Annotated in this window: 30 protein-coding genes and 1 tRNA gene; 3 read left to right on the top strand and 28 right to left on the bottom strand. The window is 37.4% G+C overall.

Annotated features, from left to right (window positions below):
* Positions 1 to 22: 22 nt before the first annotated feature.
* A complete protein-coding gene (locus SMAR_RS05445) occupies positions 23 to 583 on the top strand; it encodes an archaemetzincin family Zn-dependent metalloprotease (RefSeq protein WP_011839342.1) in 561 nt (186 codons plus the stop codon).
* On the opposite strand, the gene SMAR_RS05440 is transcribed toward SMAR_RS05445, so the two are convergent.
* A complete protein-coding gene (locus SMAR_RS05440) occupies positions 572 to 1,042 on the bottom strand; it encodes an archease (protein ID WP_011839341.1) in 471 nt (156 codons plus the stop codon). The two genes, SMAR_RS05445 and SMAR_RS05440, sit on opposite strands and share 12 nt — an antisense overlap.
* Positions 1,043 to 1,145: 103 nt before the next feature.
* On the opposite strand from SMAR_RS05440, the gene rbcL reads away from it, so the two are divergent.
* The gene (gene rbcL / locus SMAR_RS05435; RefSeq protein WP_011839340.1) at positions 1,146 to 2,477 is read left to right on the top strand and encodes a type III ribulose-bisphosphate carboxylase; all 1,332 of its coding nucleotides are present in this window, start codon (positions 1,146 to 1,148) and stop codon (positions 2,475 to 2,477) included.
* Positions 2,478 to 2,678: 201 nt separating this feature from the next.
* Entirely contained in the window at positions 2,679 to 3,548 is an 870-nt protein-coding gene (locus tag SMAR_RS05430; RefSeq protein ID WP_011839339.1) for a phosphatase PAP2 family protein, read from the top strand.
* A gap of 44 nt (positions 3,549 to 3,592) precedes the next feature.
* Here the strand turns inward: SMAR_RS05430 and SMAR_RS05425 are convergent.
* The 27 genes from SMAR_RS05425 to SMAR_RS05300 form a co-directional block, all read right to left on the bottom strand.
* Positions 3,593 to 3,681: transfer RNA gene (locus tag SMAR_RS05425), tRNA-Ser, on the bottom strand.
* Positions 3,682 to 3,689: 8 nt separating this feature from the next.
* The gene (locus tag SMAR_RS05420) at positions 3,690 to 4,271 is read right to left on the bottom strand and encodes a class I SAM-dependent methyltransferase (RefSeq protein ID WP_011839338.1); all 582 of its coding nucleotides are present in this window, start codon (positions 4,269 to 4,271) and stop codon (positions 3,690 to 3,692) included.
* Complete coding sequence (locus tag SMAR_RS05415) at positions 4,271 to 5,041, bottom strand: RNA-guided pseudouridylation complex pseudouridine synthase subunit Cbf5 (RefSeq protein WP_011839337.1); 771 nt, start codon at positions 5,039 to 5,041, stop codon at positions 4,271 to 4,273. The genes SMAR_RS05420 and SMAR_RS05415 overlap by 1 nt, the downstream gene beginning before the upstream one ends.
* Before the next feature lie 18 nt (positions 5,042 to 5,059).
* A complete protein-coding gene (locus tag SMAR_RS08635; RefSeq protein WP_011839336.1) occupies positions 5,060 to 5,344 on the bottom strand; it encodes a tRNA pseudouridine synthase A in 285 nt (94 codons plus the stop codon).
* Positions 5,345 to 5,485: 141 nt separating this feature from the next.
* A complete protein-coding gene (locus SMAR_RS05410; protein ID WP_011839335.1) occupies positions 5,486 to 5,776 on the bottom strand; it encodes a 50S ribosomal protein L14e in 291 nt (96 codons plus the stop codon).
* Positions 5,777 to 5,833: 57 nt separating this feature from the next.
* Positions 5,834 to 6,367 (bottom strand): (d)CMP kinase, encoded by a 534-nt coding sequence (cmk, locus tag SMAR_RS05405; protein ID WP_011839334.1) that lies wholly within the window; start codon positions 6,365 to 6,367, stop codon positions 5,834 to 5,836.
* A gap of 97 nt (positions 6,368 to 6,464) precedes the next feature.
* A complete protein-coding gene (locus tag SMAR_RS05400) occupies positions 6,465 to 6,743 on the bottom strand; it encodes a 50S ribosomal protein L34e (protein WP_011839333.1) in 279 nt (92 codons plus the stop codon).
* Between the two features lie 96 nt (positions 6,744 to 6,839).
* The gene (locus SMAR_RS05395) at positions 6,840 to 7,286 is read right to left on the bottom strand and encodes a hypothetical protein (RefSeq protein WP_011839332.1); all 447 of its coding nucleotides are present in this window, start codon (positions 7,284 to 7,286) and stop codon (positions 6,840 to 6,842) included.
* A gap of 5 nt (positions 7,287 to 7,291) precedes the next feature.
* Positions 7,292 to 8,722, bottom strand: coding sequence for a preprotein translocase subunit SecY (secY, locus tag SMAR_RS05390; RefSeq protein ID WP_011839331.1), 1,431 nt, complete (start codon positions 8,720 to 8,722; stop codon positions 7,292 to 7,294).
* Positions 8,723 to 8,847: 125 nt separating this feature from the next.
* Entirely contained in the window at positions 8,848 to 9,306 is a 459-nt protein-coding gene (locus SMAR_RS05385; protein WP_011839330.1) for an uL15 family ribosomal protein, read from the bottom strand.
* 23 nt (positions 9,307 to 9,329) lie between these two features.
* Positions 9,330 to 9,818 carry a 50S ribosomal protein L30 gene (locus SMAR_RS05380; protein ID WP_011839329.1) on the bottom strand — a complete coding sequence of 163 codons (489 nt, stop codon included), beginning with the start codon at positions 9,816 to 9,818 and terminating at the stop codon, positions 9,330 to 9,332.
* 19 nt (positions 9,819 to 9,837) lie between these two features.
* Positions 9,838 to 10,482 (bottom strand): 30S ribosomal protein S5, encoded by a 645-nt coding sequence (locus SMAR_RS05375; RefSeq protein ID WP_011839328.1) that lies wholly within the window; start codon positions 10,480 to 10,482, stop codon positions 9,838 to 9,840.
* Between the two features lie 2 nt (positions 10,483 to 10,484).
* Positions 10,485 to 11,093 carry a 50S ribosomal protein L18 gene (locus SMAR_RS05370; RefSeq protein WP_011839327.1) on the bottom strand — a complete coding sequence of 203 codons (609 nt, stop codon included), beginning with the start codon at positions 11,091 to 11,093 and terminating at the stop codon, positions 10,485 to 10,487.
* Between the two features lie 8 nt (positions 11,094 to 11,101).
* Entirely contained in the window at positions 11,102 to 11,560 is a 459-nt protein-coding gene (locus SMAR_RS05365) for a 50S ribosomal protein L19e (RefSeq protein ID WP_011839326.1), read from the bottom strand.
* A gap of 20 nt (positions 11,561 to 11,580) precedes the next feature.
* Positions 11,581 to 11,991, bottom strand: a complete 411-nt coding sequence (locus SMAR_RS05360) for a 50S ribosomal protein L32e (protein ID WP_011839325.1) — start codon at positions 11,989 to 11,991, stop codon at positions 11,581 to 11,583.
* Complete coding sequence (locus SMAR_RS05355; RefSeq protein WP_011839324.1) at positions 11,988 to 12,545, bottom strand: 50S ribosomal protein L6; 558 nt, start codon at positions 12,543 to 12,545, stop codon at positions 11,988 to 11,990. The genes SMAR_RS05360 and SMAR_RS05355 overlap by 4 nt, the downstream gene beginning before the upstream one ends.
* Before the next feature lie 19 nt (positions 12,546 to 12,564).
* Entirely contained in the window at positions 12,565 to 12,966 is a 402-nt protein-coding gene (locus tag SMAR_RS05350) for a 30S ribosomal protein S8 (RefSeq protein ID WP_011839323.1), read from the bottom strand.
* Positions 12,967 to 13,012: 46 nt separating this feature from the next.
* Entirely contained in the window at positions 13,013 to 13,177 is a 165-nt protein-coding gene (locus SMAR_RS05345) for a 30S ribosomal protein S14 (RefSeq protein ID WP_011839322.1), read from the bottom strand.
* Between the two features lie 23 nt (positions 13,178 to 13,200).
* Positions 13,201 to 13,767 (bottom strand): 50S ribosomal protein L5, encoded by a 567-nt coding sequence (locus SMAR_RS05340; RefSeq protein WP_011839321.1) that lies wholly within the window; start codon positions 13,765 to 13,767, stop codon positions 13,201 to 13,203.
* Entirely contained in the window at positions 13,767 to 14,525 is a 759-nt protein-coding gene (locus SMAR_RS05335) for a 30S ribosomal protein S4e (RefSeq protein WP_011839320.1), read from the bottom strand. The genes SMAR_RS05340 and SMAR_RS05335 overlap by 1 nt, the downstream gene beginning before the upstream one ends.
* The gene (rplX, locus tag SMAR_RS05330) at positions 14,525 to 14,983 is read right to left on the bottom strand and encodes a 50S ribosomal protein L24 (protein ID WP_011839319.1); all 459 of its coding nucleotides are present in this window, start codon (positions 14,981 to 14,983) and stop codon (positions 14,525 to 14,527) included. Before rplX ends, SMAR_RS05335 begins: the two co-directional genes overlap by 1 nt.
* Before the next feature lie 11 nt (positions 14,984 to 14,994).
* Positions 14,995 to 15,417, bottom strand: a complete 423-nt coding sequence (locus SMAR_RS05325) for a 50S ribosomal protein L14 (RefSeq protein WP_011839318.1) — start codon at positions 15,415 to 15,417, stop codon at positions 14,995 to 14,997.
* A complete protein-coding gene (locus SMAR_RS05320; RefSeq protein ID WP_011839317.1) occupies positions 15,417 to 15,770 on the bottom strand; it encodes a 30S ribosomal protein S17 in 354 nt (117 codons plus the stop codon). Before SMAR_RS05320 ends, SMAR_RS05325 begins: the two co-directional genes overlap by 1 nt.
* 10 nt (positions 15,771 to 15,780) lie before the next feature.
* Positions 15,781 to 16,059: a ribonuclease P protein component 1 gene (rnp1, locus tag SMAR_RS05315; protein WP_011839316.1), complete on the bottom strand. Its 279-nt coding sequence runs from the start codon at positions 16,057 to 16,059 to the stop codon at positions 15,781 to 15,783.
* 30 nt (positions 16,060 to 16,089) lie between these two features.
* On the bottom strand, positions 16,090 to 16,293 hold the full coding sequence (gene rpmC, locus SMAR_RS05310; RefSeq protein WP_011839315.1) for a 50S ribosomal protein L29: 204 nt from the start codon (positions 16,291 to 16,293) through the stop codon (positions 16,090 to 16,092).
* Between the two features lie 11 nt (positions 16,294 to 16,304).
* A complete protein-coding gene (locus SMAR_RS05305) occupies positions 16,305 to 16,979 on the bottom strand; it encodes a 30S ribosomal protein S3 (protein ID WP_011839314.1) in 675 nt (224 codons plus the stop codon).
* Positions 16,980 to 16,981: 2 nt separating this feature from the next.
* Complete coding sequence (locus tag SMAR_RS05300) at positions 16,982 to 17,455, bottom strand: 50S ribosomal protein L22 (RefSeq protein ID WP_011839313.1); 474 nt, start codon at positions 17,453 to 17,455, stop codon at positions 16,982 to 16,984.
* Between the last annotated feature and the right edge of the window lie 8 nt (positions 17,456 to 17,463).

Here is a 17,463-nt window from a genome sequence, read left to right as displayed (position 1 = left end):
CGTATTTCTTGGTGAAATATATATGTTGAAAGTTTTGTTTGTCCCGTTGAATCGAAACTATGTTTTCGACTATATTGATGACTGGAAAAATATAGTTGCAGACTCACTAAGCAGAGCCGGATTGAGTTCTGAAATACTGATTTGGCCCTCTACTATTAAGCCTTCTATGAAATGTTTTAACTGGGCTCGAAAACAGTATCTTGCTCCATGTATTATTGAGAATATGGGAAATATGTTTTATGATTACTTAAACGAGTATTTTATTGTTGGTATTGGTTATATTGATGGATATGATTATGGATTAAACTTTGTCTTCGGGGAGGCTTCTCCTATAAATAGGATAGCAGTTGTTTTTACACGCAGACTTGATCCAAGGTTTTATGGTGAAGAACCAAATTATAACCTCTATTTGGAGAGAGTAGCTAAGGAAATAGTGCATGAACTAGGACATTTATTGGGTTTAAGCCATTGTAAGAGAAGAACATGTGTTATGAGCTTTAGTAATTCTGTATATGAAGTTGATGCCAAGACTAGGTTTTTCTGTGAAACATGCTCTAATACTTTGAGAAAACTAAATGTCTAGAACAAAGTATGCCTTCCATTTCTCTTCATCTTTAATTATTCTCATTAAGTGATACGTTACAGCTTTTATCTCTACTTTTGAAACATGTTTGTTTGGGTCAAAGTAGTCTCCACTGCATTTTCCCTTAATAACGTATTGTATTTCATCTTCTCTTTTCATAATGTTTAGAGATAGTACTTGTATTTGGCTACAAATAAGGTTTTCACTATAATATAGTGTCAGTAAATCTTCAAGCCATCGATACAATAGGTTCTCGAGATCGAAGCCTTCACTCACTATTTCTCTCACTTGTTTCTTCTTGATACTACTAGTATCAGTCATGGATTCGAAAACTGATAAACCAGCATTTTCGAAAAGTTCAAGTATGTTTTTACCATATGCAACTATGTATAGATCAGCAGTGTGTTCTAAATAATCAAATTTACCCGGCAAACCTCTTTCTACAATTTTCTCAGACATTTCTTTCATCACCTCACTAAATGGTTATAGCATTAAGAATAATATATTCTTAAATCATAAATCATAGTTAGATTATTAAGAAGTTGAGAGGGAAAGATGGATATTGCCACATAAATTCGAGCCTTATCATAGTTACATAGATAAAAACTATGTTCCAGATTTAGAAAATGACATTATAGCTGTTTTCAGAATTAAACCAGCCAAAGGATTTACAATAGAAGATGCAGCAGGTGGAGTAGCTGCTGAGAGCAGTACTGGTACATGGACCACGCTGTATCCATGGTATAATACTGAAAGAGTTCGTAAATTATCCGGCAAAGCATATTATTTCAAAGATCTAGGTGATGGTTCATGGATTGTTAGAATAGCTTATCCAGTTGAATTATTTGAGGAAGCAAATATGCCGGGCTTACTAGCATCAATAGCTGGAAACGTCTTTGGAATGAAGAGAGTTGAGGGTCTTCGTCTCGAAGATATTTATCTTCCTAAGAAGTTTCTACAATACTTTAAAGGTCCAAGTAAGGGAGTTGAAGGCGTAAAAAAGATCTTTAGAGTGACTGATCGGCCAATAGTGGGCACTGTTCCAAAACCTAAAGTAGGATATTCGCCGGAGGAGGTTGAGAAACTAGCCTACGAACTACTAGTGGGAGGAATGGATTATATTAAAGACGATGAAAACCTGACTAGTCCAAGTTTTTGCAGATTCTCCGAGAGAGCTAAACATATAATGAGAGCAATTGATCGAGCAGAAAAAGAAACCGGTGAGAGAAAAGTTTGGTTCGCAAACATCACCAGCGATATACGTGAAATGGAGAAGAGATTAAAACTTGTAGCAGACTATGATAACCCCTATGTAATGGTTGATGTAGTAGTGACTGGATGGTCTACGCTAACATATATCAGGGATCTAGCTGAAGAATATGGCTTAGCTATTCATGCACATAGAGCAATGCATGCAGCCTTTACCCGTAACCCCTACCACGGTATATCAATGTATGTATTAGCAAAACTCTACAGAATCATTGGCGTAGACCAGCTACATATTGGGACTGCAGGAGTAGGTAAACTTGAGGGAGGAAAAATCGATGTAATAAGATACGCAAGAATACTGAGAGAAAAACATTTCAAACCAGACCCTGACGATGTTTTCCATATAGAACAAGAAATGTACCATATAAAACCAGCGATGCCAGTGTCCTCAGGAGGCCTACACCCAGGCAACTTGCCAGGCGTAATAGATGCTTTAGGAACAGAACTAGTACTACAAATAGGTGGAGGAGTACTAGGACACCCAGATGGTCCAAGAGCAGGGGCGATGGCAGTAAGACAATCATTAGAAGCAATATTGAAAGGAATACCATTAGATGAATACGCGAAAACACATAGAGAACTAGCAAGGGCACTTGAAAAATGGGGATTTGCTAAACCAATATAGAGTTTGTTCAAGCTTAATACATAATTCTATTTTTACATTTTCATAAACATTGCTCCTCTCAATATTTCTTCATAAGTAAACATATTATAGAAACATCCAGTGCAGTGTCCAATAAATATTATGCATCTATTACAATAAAGATTTTATTTTTTCTCCGCAAAAATATTGAACAAAGCAATACTATTAAACGGTGAACTGGCATTGGAAAAAATTAGACAAATACTTATCTACCTACTGTTACTATCTTCGATTACAGAGTTTATAGGAGTATTGCTAGAAAATACTGATCTAGCGAAGACTGCCAGTATTCTTGGGAAAAGCACATTTTATATGCTGATCGCTATCTTAGTTTATACCTTATATTCAGGGGAGAAAGGTATATTTATTATCGGAGGCCTTGGATTAACAGGCTCGCTTGATGTAATGTTGAAAACTATACTAAAAATGCCGAGACCCCCTTCTTCCGAATGGTTAATAAAAGTTGAGGGCCCAGGTTTTCCAAGCGGACATGCAGCTATGAGTTTTTCATTTGCTTTATTAGCAGGCTATGCTACACGTAATCCTTTGATCGCATTAGCTTTGTTTATACACGCATTTGCTGTTAGTGATTCGAGGCTTGTTCTACATGTTCATTATCCAATAGATGTAGTTGGAGGAGCTATTCTCGGAGTAGTAGTTGCTCTATTATCGGTTATACTATATATATGTTTTAATAATCCAGGGAAATACCTTGTATCTATAACCATTCCATCTCTTATCGCTTCTATTATCTCATCAATAGAAATGCCAGAATATACGGATGCCCCGCTCTTAACAGGTTTATCGCTGGGAGCTCTGCTATCCGGACTCTTGATCATTAAAACCAATAATGAGTTTCTATATATAGATAGATGGTTGTTTAAAGCCATAAGCTTATTTACAGCTTTCACCGGATCGGTAATTGTGTTTATTCTGGAAAGCATAAATATTTACCCTGCGGTTTTAATGGCAGGATCGGTATTTAGTATACTAGTATTGATGTCGAGACTAATAGCATATGAGATCATCAAACATCTAGGAAGAACGCAATAATATGTATTAGTTTTTCAGAATATTAGTTCATAATCGAAAAATAATGGCGCCGGGGGCGGGATTCGAACCCGCGCGGGCCCCTTGGCCCACTGGCTCTCAAGGCCAGCCCCTTAGACCGCTCGGGCACCCCGGCTCCTCTATTTATGGTTTTAGTTTGAGTATAATATATCCCTTTTTTCTAATACTTTCTACGTGCCTATATATTCTTCTAGCTTTTTCCACTAAATATTCTCCGCCACGAGCTAGGACAAATTCTGCGAAACCATCTGGTTTTAAATAATTTATTGCTTCAAGAACTATTTTCTCAACTGTGTACATACCTGAAGAGAGGGGCGGGTTAGAATATATTGCGTTAAACCTAAGGTTTTTAACTGGTTCATAAACGTCTCCTTGAAGAACGACGACTTGTTTCTCTAGATTGTTTAGTTTTGCATTATATTTAGTTATTTTTACAGCTAACGGATTAATATCTACCATATAAACCTTAAGTCTTGGATTAAGTTTTGCTATAGTTAATCCTATAACTCCATATCCACAGCCCACATCCAATACTTCGCCTTCATCAGGAACATCAATGTATTTTAGAAGAAGATACGTTCCTTTATCAACTTCTCTCCCGGAAAACAAGGAGGTATAGGAGACAAACTCTAATGTTACACCTCTAATAGTTAGTGGTATAAGGGTTTTCCTTCCAGGATAACCTTTCCGATAATAATGAGTCATTATTGTTCTTGCCTCTTCTTCCAAACAGCTGGATAAATACCAGGTTTCATATATACTCTCTTAGTTCTAACAACAATCCCCTTCTTCATATTTGCAATTTCTACAGCACTTTTCAACGCGGTGCCTAGAGCAACTAGTTCGCCTTTAAGAGTTAATATTGCAACGGTCTTGTTTAGTGCTACATCTTTAGTCAATCTAACAATTCCAGGAACCGCTAAATGAGCTCCATGAGCGACAGCATCAACTGCTGTGTCACGTATTATTATCTTGGGTAAATGCGCTATAGCTGTTTCAACAGGCAAAATTATTTTTCTCAAATATCTTTCATCACCTTTGTTTCTCCACAGATAGAGGGCTTCGCTGACTTCTTGCATTCTAACAAGTGTTTCGTCTTCTTTATAAGGTCCCGTACGTGTTCTTCTAAGTTCTCTCATATGTGCTCCTACACCAAGTAGTAATCCTATGTCATGCGCTAGTTTTCTCATATAAGTACCTGCTTCACATCCTACACGAACCAATACATATCTATCACTGTGCTCCAGTAGATCAATATAGTGTATCCTACGTGTTCTAATAACTCTTTTAACGCTAGATCTTAGTGGTGGCCGTTGATAGATTACGCCTGTAAAGTACCTCAAAACTTCTCGGAGCCTCTCGTTATCTACTGGTGTATGAAGCTGGATCACCATCACGTACTCTTTAATTGTATGAATAACATTTCCTATAACCTTTGTAGCATTAGCTAATGCAACAGGTAATACGCCGGTCACTTTGGGGTTTAACCACCCCTATCCCAATTGAGGGTATAGGGGTTCTAGGGTCCCCCCGTGACCGGCTCTCTCTAATTCAAACATCTTTTTAATCCATGCCACTACTTCGTGACTAGTAGGGCCAGGTGGTTTATCTAAGTTAATAACTCCGTTTCTAATATGCTCGTTTATTGGTCTTTGATAAGGCAATACGCCATAGTCAGGACTTGTATCATCTTCTCTCAATATAATCCATTCCTGATCATATCCAGCATTTTTAGTTATTTTCTCAATAAATCTAATACCTTTTTCAACTAAGCCCACTTAGTAATCCCCCCATAAAACCAATTACGTAGCGAGGTGGATAAAAGAGTGTTGGATAAAACAGTATCTATGCCTTTATTATGCGGGATTTATAACAAAATTATTTTGATAACCTTGCTACCTATTCTTGCTTATACAAAATTATACAGGTACTAATTTTGGCTTCACGATCTCCTTCATAAACTCTGTTAGACCAGCATTTGCTATTGCTCTCAATACTTCTTCGTCGCTAGCTCCTCGAGAGATATCGATTACTTTGTCTAAGGGCTCTATATGTTTAACATTAGCTCTTCTTCTTTTAACACCAGTTAAGCTCTTTGGACCAGTTATTAATACAAAGTTTTCATCAATTATATCGACAATAACACATTTTCTCCCAGCTTCTCTTCCAGCTACTTTTACACATATTCTACCTATTTCTATTGCCGGCATATTAGCTACGCCTCCCTCACAAAACGATATTTCCTAGCTAGACACATGATAAGGAAATTACTCCTTTAAAAATTTCTCTATAAATTCCCGGATTATATTGAAGGTTTTTTCTACACTTAATTTTTCTGTGTTAATAACTAGATCGAAAATGGATAAGTCATCAATATCTATACCATAATATTCCATGAATCTTTTCTTTTGAACATATTCACGAATAATTGTCTCATGCATAGCTTTATTGAGATCAATATTGTCTCTCTCAGCTATTCTCTTAATCCTTATGTGTAGAGGGGCTGTAACATATATTTTTATATCTGCTATATTACTAACAATCCATGCCGTTAAATGACCATCCAGTACAACATTTCCTTTCAATGCTTCCTCATAAGTTCTTTTATCAATCTCTATATCTATTGATGGATCATTTGCTGCAATAATACTAAGCTCCTCCAATGATAAACCACGAGACCTTGCAATTTCTCTAAAGATCATTCCTGCAGAATAATATCTTAGAGAAAAATATTCTGCTACTCTCCTAGCCTGTGTAGTTTTACCTCCTCCAGGAGGCCCGCTAATAACTATAACTACCATTTAATTCTACACCGTACCAACACGATGTATCAGAATAACTATACTCTTAAGAAACATTAATTTTATTTCTCCCGTAGAAAATTTGTGAGCCCAGGTATTATGAGGAGATGCTTGCCCTAATACTTTCTCTCAATAATCTAGATAAACACCTAGGACAGATGTATCCACCATAAGGTCTCTCAGGTCTTTTCTCTGTTTTCGCTAGTTTTCGTAGTTTTGATGGAATTAGTCTTGGAACACCGTTTAGCGGCTTACCACATATTGCGCATCGTGCAGGACCGGGTTTTCTAGGTTCATAATGAATTACTACTTTACCACCGGGTGTTCTAACATATACTCTTCTCTTGCTCCTAGTCTTCAACCCTGGCCTAGGCATATATTCCGCACCTCACCATTCATCTAGTCATCTTACTAGGTACCTAGTGAAAACATATTATATAATAAGTATTCTTAAACCTAACGCATAAAAGGATTACTCAGTTACTGGGCGTATTGCTCTTATAGAGGCGTAGAGAGGGGCTAAATATGCTATAAATGCTATAAACAATATATTTGTCGCATAAAAACCATTTTCTTTAACGGATAAGAGAGGAATAGCTATGGGGATCGAAACAATTAATTCATCGCTGGGAACAATAATTGCCACGGTAATTATTGTTGAAATATATGTTATCATGAAAACAGTTAAATGTGTAAAGAATAAGAGAATTAATCTTTTACGAGCTATTGATACTTGTCTTTTTAATTTCTTTAATCTTCTAAGCTCGCCTTTATCACGAGGCCTAGAGGGGACATTATATTTTTCAACAATAATAAAAGCTTCCTGGAAAAATCGTCTACGAGAAATAAAATATGTTAGAAAAGCACCTAGTAGAGAGAAAAATAATCCGGTTAGAATAGATAATGTTATATAAACCACTAGTCTTACTCACCAACTAATCTCTTAAGCAATGGATATGCTTCTAGTGTTCTCTCATAAGCTATCATTGTATAGTATTGTTGCACAATACCGACCGCTAGTAGTATTCCGGTGCCTGTACCATATGCTCCCATTAAGTCGGCTGTTACAGCGATCAATGCTACTATTAGGCTGGATAGAACAGTTAGTGGAAATATGTATCTTGAAAGGATTCTCTCCAGTATTTTCGGGTTTCTCCTAATACCAGGTATTTCCATGCCGCTCTTAATTAATTCCTCAGCCTGAGCTGATGCGCTAAGCCCTGAGATCTCCACCCACATTATGCCGAAGAGTGTTGCTAGAAATAATACGCTTACAGCATATATTACTGCTTGCATTGGATCATATAATGTTCTAGCTAAGCTTCCAGGAGGTGATAGATAATATGCCAATCCACCAGTTAACCTACCATTTGCATCATAAGTTGCAAGCATATTAGCTACCCAGTCCGGAACAATGTTTTGTAAATATAGTCTAGTTAATGATGCAAATACTAGAATATCTGAGTAAAGTATACCTACTAATAACACAGGAATATTGGTAACATATAGAAATTTTAATGGAACCTTCGTCTTTATGCTTCTAAGCCTAGGAGATGTGACCGGGATCTCAACTTTCATGCCTTCAAGATATACTAGTAGAAATATTATTACAAATGTAACAATTAATCCTACCAGGTCTCTTCCACCACTTCTAATAATTATACTATTGATATTCCCCCCAGTTGAAAGGACCTGGATAGCATATGGAATAAACCCTACAGCTTCACCACTAATAGTTATTGGGCTGATAAGATTCCATAGAATCCTCTGAGCTACACCGGTTAAAATGAATAAAGACACTCCTGATCCTATACCCCATCCTTTCTGGATCATTTCGTCGAGTAGAATAACTATATAGGTGGCAATGAATAGTTGGAGTCCAACACCTATTCTTTGATATATTGTCGCACTACATTGGAAGAATGGATTAGGGCCTGTTGGTGTCCAATATCTACACGCTGAAACATACATTGCCGCCTCGAAAGCCGCCAGTATCAAAGCAAATGTTTTCTGAGCCGCTGTAAATCTTCTTCTATCATCTGGATTAGACATGTCTAAATTAATCATTTTAGCTCCTACAAGAATCTGCATGATGAGGCCTGCAGTAACTATTGGTCCAATGCCTAGCTCCATTAAGGTTCCTCTTCTAGATGCAAAAATTATTTGTACGAGAAGTATTTGTTGTCCACCACCAGTAACTGATATTCCATATAATGGTGTATTAGCCATTATCACATAGACTATTAGTGCTATAGCTGTCCACAATAATCTCTCATATAAGCCAGGCTTAGCCTTTGGTTTCTCAACTGTAGGAATATAATCCGCTATCTTAGCCATTAAATCTATTAAACCCATCTAAAGCACCATCACACAGCTTAGTTTCCGTATTGTTTTCCCAAACATAATTATTGATAAGTATTTTTGGTTTAGGAATTTATATTTAACTGGAAAATCAATTTATATATCTATTCCGAAGAAAACTATTGTTGTTTCTCACCTATAACAACTACTTCTCCGCCAACAGCTGTTATTTTCTCACGTGCTCTCTTAGATATGCTCTTTGTTATAATTTTTAATGGTAATGTGACCTTGCCCCGTCCAAGTACTTTGTTAAAGCCCATGCTTGTAACATCAATAACTATCTTGCCTTCCTCGCGATAAGCAAGATTCTTTGAAACAAGATGTTTTGCTAACTCATCTAATTCTCCGACATTGATACTGTATACTCCATATATTGTTTCTGGAGGTCTTGTAAAGCCATGTTTTCCATACCAATTAGGAGCATATTTTAGAACCCATATCCACTTGTGTTTATGGAATCCTACTGCTCCAAAGCCTCCGCGCGCACCGCTTTTTCTATGTTGTCCTATACGTCCCCAACCCATTGAGCGTGTTCTTCCTCTTAGTTTTCGGCTTTTCTTCTTTTTACGGACAACCATGATCTTCACCTTTAAACATTTATTTAAAGCATTCTTTTAATTAATTCATTAATAGACTTACCTCTATATCCTAGTTCTCCTCCATCATTGAATGGTCTCTTAGTACTTCTCTTAAAGCCTCCACGTGGTGGGTGAAGCCTAAACACCGGCTTAATTACTTCGAGTTTGTGAAGCTTTATTTTACCTTCTAATAATGCTTTAGCTAAACCTTGTATTCCCCCATAAATTCCATACTTTGACAAATATTTATCAACAAATTCATCCGTTAATGGTTTATTTCCAAGTGTTCTTCCACGTTTTCTCAATAATTCTACAAGTGTTTCATAGTTTATTTCTCCCCAGGTTATCCAGTCTTTTGCCTTTTGTAGCATCCCCTTTAATCCTGGCTGGTTTGACGGGTATATTACCATATGGAATTTTTTATGGAGTCTCAACAGTTTTAATGTATAGTCAACATCCGGTGGTACATCTAATCTTCCACGAATCCTGATGATCGCATATAAATCCGGCATTTTATCACTTCACCTTTCTCTAAGCTTTTAGCCAATCAACCGGTGCTACAAACTTGTATGTGTTTCTTAATGCGTTGACAACTGCTTTAGCAAAGTTTAGTGTTGTTTTTGTTTTCCCGAATGTCTCTGTCCATACATCCTTTATACCAGCCATTCTAAGCACAGCCTTAGCTGTATCACCGGCTACTAATCCTGTTCCCTTAGGTGCTGGTTTCAATACTACTACAACACTACCACTCTTACCCTGTACAGTAAACGGTATACTATGGGGTTCGCCGCATCTGCACTCCCAGCTTCCACATCCTCGCCTGACAGGTGTAATGTTTAGCTTAGCATTTCTCAGAGCTTTTCGTAGAGCAACTAGGTACTGTCTCGCTTTACCCGATCCTACTCCTACAAAACCATCCTCATTACCTACTACGACAACTACTCTAAACCTGCTTCTTCGACCAGCATCAGTTACTTTCTGAACTATTCCTACATCAAGCCTTTCATATTTTAGATCGGGCAGTAGATAATCAACTATTTCTGGTTCAAGCAATGGAAGATTGCGATCAAATATTTCCTTTAAACTAGTAATCTTTCCTTCAACAACCATTTTACCTACACGTGTTCTTGGAACCCATGTTTCAAGAGCTTCTTTATCAATCGCACTCATAGGCATATTTACTCACCCAACACATCCTTGTATTCCTCTAAGATACGGTTCTTTACTTCTTCAAAATGCGTGGGGAGCTGGGTGGGATCAAAGCCTCGACTAATATATTTTGAGAAGAATCTCTCATAAGCCTCGGGACTAGCCTCCTGGAGCATCTTAGCCCAGGAGGCGATGTGCTCCCCACGAATACGATCATCCGAAGGCACAACTTCTTCACCTACCGGAACCTTTAATCCAACATCATTAGCCGCCTTTATGGCCGCGAATACCTTGGCTCCACGCGTTGGAACATGTAAGCCTATATCTGGGACAGCATATTTTATTCCCGCCTTTAATCCGCGAAGTGCAGCAAGTAGACCTGTCAAGTACGCTGCCGGCGTATTTCCTAATCCACCCATCCAACCATATTTCTTGTAGAGTTCTCGTGAATGAGCTGCTGCTATGGTGATATCTCCTTCTGGCTTAGCTGTTACTATTTGAACAATTATGTGTTTTAGTGTTTTTCTAACTACAAATCTTGGATGACCAGATAATACCATCTTGTATCTCTTATAATAGTTTGTTTTACCTTCTCTCCTCCTACGCTTAGGAACCTTGTATCTTGGTCCTCTAGCCATATCCTTGCTCACCTAATCTCTTTAACTATGCCTTTTTCCTTCATATAGTGTTTTAAAGATGCTAGACTATGGAATGTTCCACCCTTAGCCAACATGTATAATCTCCTATAATCTTTGCGAGTAATTACGCCATGATCGCGTAGATACCTGAGAAACCTTCTAATTTTTCTAATCCTATTCATCCATTCCTCCTTCCTATCCTTCCTAGCTGTCTTCTTACCCTTACGTTTACCATATCCTCTTCTACGCCCCTTCTTCCTCTGCATATGTCTTATTTTCCATCTCTCACGAGAGTTCCCATGTATTGGTTTAACTTGTATAACTCTGTCCTTAATTAACGCTTTAATTTCTTCCCGAGTAATCGCGTCAGCAACTTCATCTATTCTTTCAGGATCTATCCATATCCTCGACTCGCCTACACCTAATATCTCCGCAGCCAATCTCTTTTGTAGACTTAAATCAGTCATTACTACACTACCTCTCTCCACTATTGTTTTTGACTAAGACTTATTTGATTAGCTACTTTAAATCCCTTCTCACTCGCTATTCTCATAATTTCTATTCTTTTCCTTAGTCCAACAGTTCTACCAATGTATAATATGTGCATATTTGGATCTAGCCTATCCAGTTCTTTGGGATCATGTATAACTACGGGTTTCAAACCTGACGGGTGTAGCCCCCGTACTAGTTTAGGTCCTCTATATCCAACTTCAACCAGCGGTGGATACCCTTTCTTTTTCAACCGCATCTTGTTATCAGTACCTTTTGGTTTACGCCACTTAGGATCATTTCTAAACTTTGGTTTTTTCCACCATAGATGGCGTAGAAACTCTGGTTTCTTTGATTTAAGCTTTTTTCTAAGCTCTAATAATTTTTCTAAGTCTTTGTTTTCACTCATTCTTCTTCACCCCAATCATAAATATATATGCCGTCTGCGAAGACTCTCCTATCTTTGTCTTTAACTTTTGTAGCTAACTCAATGTTAGCAGCTGTTTGTCCAACATGCTCGATATCTATTCCTTCAACAATAATGTCCTCTCCTTTAACAGTTACTTTGACGTCTTCACCTATTATCTTAGCTATCCTATCAGATTTTTCTCCAAGGAAATTCTTTATTCTAACAATACGATTTCTATCATCAACTTCGACTGTGATTGGAAAGTGTGAATATATTATTTTTAATTTATATCTATATCCTTTTAATACTCCCTTAATCATATTTTCAATATGTGATGCAATAGTGCCCACTAGTGCTTTTTTCCTTCTATCAGCGAAGAATGTCTCAACTATAATTTTACTATTTTCTTTTCTAAGAATAATATTTCTTACATGAGAGAAATCTCTCTCAATACTCCCTTTTGGACCATTAACTTTTACTTTTAAACCATTAATTTCTACAGTAACGTTCTCCGGTATATCTATTTCTTCATATATATGTGGAAGCTTAACCATTTACCACACCTATCCTGTTTTAGTATACATATGCCAGTAGTACTCCTCCAGTCTTCTTAGCAATAGCTTCTTTATGAGATAATACTCCGTGCGGCGTTGATAATATTAATATTCCAATATTATATGCTGGAAGATACTTGCGTAGCCAATGAGGCATTCTCTCCAAATCCCTGAGTTTTACTGGAAATCTCGGCTTAATAACGCCGGTTTTGTTGATTCTACCCAGTAATTGAACCTTTATTTTTCCCCAGCGACCATCATCAATGTATTCAAATTCTCCAATATACCCTTCTCTTTGCATCACGCGTAAAACATTAATTATAAGTTTTGAAGCTGGCCAAATCAGAGCTTCAGATTTGGCTCTCATTTCAGCATTTTGTATTGTTGCCAGAGCATTCGCTAATGTATCAAGCATTACCATTTACTTTCACCCCATTATAAAACCAATACTATTATCAAAAACCCCCTTAACTATATTTTTTAAATCCGAGGGATGGAGCTATTTCTCTGAAACACTGCCTACATAGATATAAACCATATACTTGAATCACTGCATCCCTTGTTCCACATCTCCTACATTTACGTGAACCTTTACCGAACTTATAGATTTTTGGAGGCCTATATTTACCCATGTATGGATCCCCTCTATTATTTTCTAAATAATCTCAACACCAAATTCTTTGTGTAGATAAAGCATTGCTTCTTCTCGGGAAACACGGTGTCTGCGAGGTATATGTTTCTTTCTACACCTTTTTCTCCTTAATACTCTATACCCTGGTCGCTCAATTGTAATAGCTACATCCATGCCAAACACTCCTATTTCAGGATCATACTTTACTCCAGGTATCATGATGTGTTCTTTAATACCAAAACTAACATTGCCATTATCATCAAAGCTTGAAGCTTTTATTCTATAATTAACTGCTTCAAGTACTCGTTTCAGAAAAGCAACAGCTTTTTCTCTACGTAGAGTAACTTTTGCTGCAATGTTTTCTCCTTTTCTAATACCGAAGTCTTTAATTGTGCGTTTAGCTCTTCTAGGAACGGGTTTCTGCCCTGTTAGCTCCTCTAAAACTTGCATAGCCTTGCTCAGTCTTTCAGTAGCTGCCCCAACTGATATGTTTACTGTTACCTTAGCTAGACGTGGCTTATACATTGGATTAGAATTCCATTTTTCAATTATTTTATCTGCGTCGGGTACATGTTCTATAATCGTAGACATTACCAAGCACCCTCTGGCAACTTTATCAATGGTTCTTCTTTACCTATTGGGAACACATAGGTAAGACTTGTTTGGAACTTGTTTCCATGCTTATCCTCTATTGTTACAATACTTCTATGTCTACGAATACCCTTATGTATAGATACTACTTTTCCAACTCTACCAACATTTCTTCCACCACTAATTATTACAAGCGTTCCTTCATCTAATGGTATATAGTTTAGTATTTGTTGTTCAGGTATTGATATTTGTAGTGTTCCCAGAGTCTTATATATGTCTTCAACAGGATTCTTAGGATCACTTACTTTGATCAACACGTTCCTGCCATCATGAAGGTTCAGCTGTATATGTCCACCTTTAACAGTTGTTTTATTCTCTATTCTTGAAAGCTTATATTTGGCTTCTTCCTTATCTATCTCGATCAAACCCAGAACTTTTACGGGCACAGGGATAACTCTATATGTTTCACCTGTATCAACAATCTCAATTACATCCATTAATCCTACTGGATACTTATAGTTCTTTCTAACTCTTCCATCAACTTTAAAATGTCCTTCACTAATTAGTTTCCTAGCTTCTCTAGCTGTTTTAGCATACCCCAGTATATCGCGAACAATTATAAGTAGAGGAAAACATCGTTCAATAGGGTGTGGACCTGGTGAAGGTTTTACAGCCCATTTATACTCTTTTCTCAGTATAGGCCAAAACTTAGGCGCAACTAGTGCTTTTAAATGTTTTTTACCACCCATTCTAGCCATTATTTCTCACCTTCAGTCTCTTCTATTGTTTTCCCGCCACCTTCACTAGTTTTACTTGTTTCTTTTTCTTCAACTACTTCGCTCTCTATTAAACCCTTTCTTCTCTCAATTATTTTTCTACGCCATTTATCGCTTAGATCAAGCTTAATAATCATTACCTTGCTTGGATGTATAGGGTAATATACTGGGGTTTGATCAGCCTTTTTACGTTGAACCCCCTCAACATATAGTCTTACACGTCTTAAATCTATCCTGACAACTTTTCCTTCATGTCCTTTCCAGTCTCCACGCATAATTCTTACTACATCGCCTTTACGGACGGGTAGTTTTTTAACACCATATTTCTCTCGTAGCTCTTTGCTTAGTGGTGCATTGAATAGTTTATGTCTTAGGTGGAGCGGCATGTTGAATAATGCTTTCCTCTGTTTAGATGGTTTTGACGAATATGTTATCGCCATATATTTTCACCTTAAACAACTATTGTTGCAATATTTGCTAGTTGGGGCCATCTCTCAGCTACTTCTTTAGCTATTGGTCCACGTATTTCACTACCCTTAGGTGTTCCTTCAGGAGTAACTATTGCGACTGCGTTGTCTTCGAAAGCAACCCATGTACCATCTGGTCTCCTAAATGGTCTCTTCTGCCTCACAATAACGGCTTTAACAACTTGTTTCCTCATTTCAGGTGTTCCCTTCTTAACAGTGACAACTACTAGGTCGCCTATGCCTGCTGGAGGTATTCTTCTAAGTCTCCCTTTGTATCCGGGGACACCAATTATTTTAACCAGTTTTGCCCCACTATTGTCGGCAACTCTAACATATGAGCCTACCTGTAAGCCTGTGGCTATTCTTCTCCTAGAGAAAGCCGGTTTACCTTTTCCCTTCTTAGGCATTACTTCTCACCAGCTCTCTTAATTATTCCTAAAACAACGAAATGAACAGTCTTTGATAAAGGCCTTGTTTCACCAATTAATACTTCATCTCCTTCTTTAGCATTGATACATGGTGGATTATGTGCATGTATATGTGTATGTCTTTTCTCATATCTCCTATATTTCCTCACATAGTAATAGTAATCATGCCTGACAACTACTGTTCTATGCATTTTTGCTTTAACAACTACTCCTCTAAGAATTTGTCCACGAACTTTTACATGTCCATGCCATGGACATTTGGGATCATTGCAGCTCTCCTTGGGAGGCTCTATTCCCGGTATGCCAATGTTTCTTGGCTTAGCCAAACTCATTCCTCATCCACTACCTCACAATATTCTTTAATCTATCCTCTGGTCTACCTAAAATCTGAACTCCCCTAATTATTACTTTCTCTTTATTTGGAAGCATAAACTGGAATACTCCATTGGCTTTTAAAACTCTTACTCTTCTACCTGAATTTGTTTCTATTAGGAGGGTTTTTTGGGTCTCATCTATGACTAAGCCGGTTAAGCCGACAAGGGATTTATCAGGATACTCTATTATTTTTATTCTCAAACCAATCAATTCGTGGTAGAATATGTTTCTACGAGTATGTCGCAATTATGATCAATACCTTGAGAAAGAACTTATTTACTTTCTGGAAATACCCAGTTCTTCCTCGCGCATTATTGTAAGTATTCTTGCTATATCTCTCTTAATATTTCTTATACGAGCAGTATTGGTTAGTGTTCCTACTCTTGCCTGCATTCTAAGCTTTATTAGTTCCAGACGCAGCTCATTTAATCGTCTAAGTCTTTCTTCTTTAGTCATTTTTCTAATTTCGTCTGGCTTCATATATACTCACCTTATTGCGGACTTATTGATTCATTTGTTTCCTCTTTCTCAACAGGTATTAGGTCAGCTAGCTCTTCGGGCTTAACTGATTTTATTTCAACATAGTCGGGAGGCTTCAAATGTGGTCTGACAATTACTACCTCTACTCCATAGACTCCACGTTTAAGCAGTGCTTTACCAACAGCTCTGTCAACAACATAATCAACCATGTCTCCAGCCTTGTATATTCTACCCGCTTTCAGCTTCTCATATCTAGCACGTTCACTTCTAAGCTTACCACTAATAATGATCTCCGCACCTACCGCTCCAGCCTCCATCACTCTTCTAAGCATAGCCATGGCTACTCTTCTATATGGTATTTCTTTTTCAAGAGCTCTTACTATTCTGAAAGCAACTATTCTAGCATTTAAATCTGGATCTGGGACAGGAGATACTGTTATATTAACATTTTCTAGTCCAAAATGTGTCTGCATAATTGTCATTAGTTTTCGTATTATACTTCCTCCTCTACCAATTATTCTGCCAGGGTATTCAGCATATATTACAACACGGTAACCTGTAGGTGTCTTATATAACTCCATACCCGCATAGCCTGCATCTTTGAAATAATTGGCTAAGAACTCATCCAGCATTACTTTCTTCAAACTATAATCTATAAAATATGATTTAACACGTGGCCTAGTCATTTCTAATCAACCTCTTTCACAACTATTTCAACGTGACTTGTTCTTCTAAACTTAGGCGTAGCTCTTCCAAATGCTCTCGGCATCCATCTTTTAAGAGTCATACCTTTATGTGCAGCTATATGAACAATTACTAGTTTATCCTTGTCTAAACCCTTATTATCAGCATTTGCCTCAACATGTTCTAGAAGCCTCAATAAATACTTAGCAGCTTTTACAGGGTATCTGCCAATAGGCCATTTCCACTTAGCAGGTAATCCTCTCTTATGGCTTAATTTTCCCTTATACCTCTTAAAGGGAATAGGCTCTCTTAATGCGATCACGTTTTCTAATAGTTTTTTGGCTTCGCTAACCTTCTTACCTCTAATAGCAGCTACGGCTTCGCGCATATCCTTTATAGATACTGGAATATCGAATTGAACAGCCTTCGCAATTCTTGATTCATCCCTGAGCTTATATGAATAATGCCATGTAGGCATGTTTTTCA

The sequence above is a fragment of the Staphylothermus marinus F1 genome, assembly GCF_000015945.1.
Classification (GTDB): Archaea; Thermoproteota; Thermoprotei_A; order Sulfolobales; family Desulfurococcaceae; genus Staphylothermus; species Staphylothermus marinus.
The sequence above is the reverse complement of the archived record's forward strand: the minus strand, read 5'-3'. Positions and strand labels throughout refer to the sequence as shown.

What these genes read in the sequence shown, in the direction of transcription:
- SMAR_RS05445 (WP_011839342.1), top strand. Translation starts at nt 23, where the DNA reads ATGTTGAAAGTTTTGTTTGTCCCGTTGAATCGAAACTATGTTTTCGAC.
- SMAR_RS05440 (WP_011839341.1), bottom strand. Translation starts at nt 1,042, where the DNA reads ATGTCTGAGAAAATTGTAGAAAGAGGTTTGCCGGGTAAATTTGATTAT.
- SMAR_RS05420 (WP_011839338.1), bottom strand. Translation starts at nt 4,271, where the DNA reads ATGACTCATTATTATCGGAAAGGTTATCCTGGAAGGAAAACCCTTATA.
- SMAR_RS05410 (WP_011839335.1), bottom strand. Translation starts at nt 5,776, where the DNA reads ATGCCGGCAATAGAAATAGGTAGAATATGTGTAAAAGTAGCTGGAAGA.
- cmk (WP_011839334.1), bottom strand. Translation starts at nt 6,367, where the DNA reads ATGGTAGTTATAGTTATTAGCGGGCCTCCTGGAGGAGGTAAAACTACA.
- SMAR_RS05400 (WP_011839333.1), bottom strand. Translation starts at nt 6,743, where the DNA reads ATGCCTAGGCCAGGGTTGAAGACTAGGAGCAAGAGAAGAGTATATGTT.
- secY (WP_011839331.1), bottom strand. Translation starts at nt 8,722, where the DNA reads ATGGGTTTAATAGATTTAATGGCTAAGATAGCGGATTATATTCCTACA.
- SMAR_RS05385 (WP_011839330.1), bottom strand. Translation starts at nt 9,306, where the DNA reads ATGGTTGTCCGTAAAAAGAAGAAAAGCCGAAAACTAAGAGGAAGAACA.
- SMAR_RS05380 (WP_011839329.1), bottom strand. Translation starts at nt 9,818, where the DNA reads ATGCCGGATTTATATGCGATCATCAGGATTCGTGGAAGATTAGATGTA.
- SMAR_RS05375 (WP_011839328.1), bottom strand. Translation starts at nt 10,482, where the DNA reads ATGCCTATGAGTGCGATTGATAAAGAAGCTCTTGAAACATGGGTTCCA.
- SMAR_RS05370 (WP_011839327.1), bottom strand. Translation starts at nt 11,093, where the DNA reads ATGGCTAGAGGACCAAGATACAAGGTTCCTAAGCGTAGGAGGAGAGAA.
- SMAR_RS05365 (WP_011839326.1), bottom strand. Translation starts at nt 11,560, where the DNA reads ATGACTGATTTAAGTCTACAAAAGAGATTGGCTGCGGAGATATTAGGT.
- SMAR_RS05360 (WP_011839325.1), bottom strand. Translation starts at nt 11,991, where the DNA reads ATGAGTGAAAACAAAGACTTAGAAAAATTATTAGAGCTTAGAAAAAAG.
- SMAR_RS05355 (WP_011839324.1), bottom strand. Translation starts at nt 12,545, where the DNA reads ATGGTTAAGCTTCCACATATATATGAAGAAATAGATATACCGGAGAAC.
- SMAR_RS05350 (WP_011839323.1), bottom strand. Translation starts at nt 12,966, where the DNA reads ATGGTAATGCTTGATACATTAGCGAATGCTCTGGCAACAATACAAAAT.
- SMAR_RS05345 (WP_011839322.1), bottom strand. Translation starts at nt 13,177, where the DNA reads ATGGGTAAATATAGGCCTCCAAAAATCTATAAGTTCGGTAAAGGTTCA.
- SMAR_RS05340 (WP_011839321.1), bottom strand. Translation starts at nt 13,767, where the DNA reads ATGTCTACGATTATAGAACATGTACCCGACGCAGATAAAATAATTGAA.
- SMAR_RS05335 (WP_011839320.1), bottom strand. Translation starts at nt 14,525, where the DNA reads ATGGCTAGAATGGGTGGTAAAAAACATTTAAAAGCACTAGTTGCGCCT.
- rplX (WP_011839319.1), bottom strand. Translation starts at nt 14,983, where the DNA reads ATGGCGATAACATATTCGTCAAAACCATCTAAACAGAGGAAAGCATTA.
- SMAR_RS05325 (WP_011839318.1), bottom strand. Translation starts at nt 15,417, where the DNA reads ATGCCTAAGAAGGGAAAAGGTAAACCGGCTTTCTCTAGGAGAAGAATA.
- SMAR_RS05320 (WP_011839317.1), bottom strand. Translation starts at nt 15,770, where the DNA reads ATGAGTTTGGCTAAGCCAAGAAACATTGGCATACCGGGAATAGAGCCT.
- rpmC (WP_011839315.1), bottom strand. Translation starts at nt 16,293, where the DNA reads ATGAAGCCAGACGAAATTAGAAAAATGACTAAAGAAGAAAGACTTAGA.
- SMAR_RS05305 (WP_011839314.1), bottom strand. Translation starts at nt 16,979, where the DNA reads ATGACTAGGCCACGTGTTAAATCATATTTTATAGATTATAGTTTGAAG.
- SMAR_RS05300 (WP_011839313.1), bottom strand. Translation starts at nt 17,455, where the DNA reads ATGCCTACATGGCATTATTCATATAAGCTCAGGGATGAATCAAGAATT.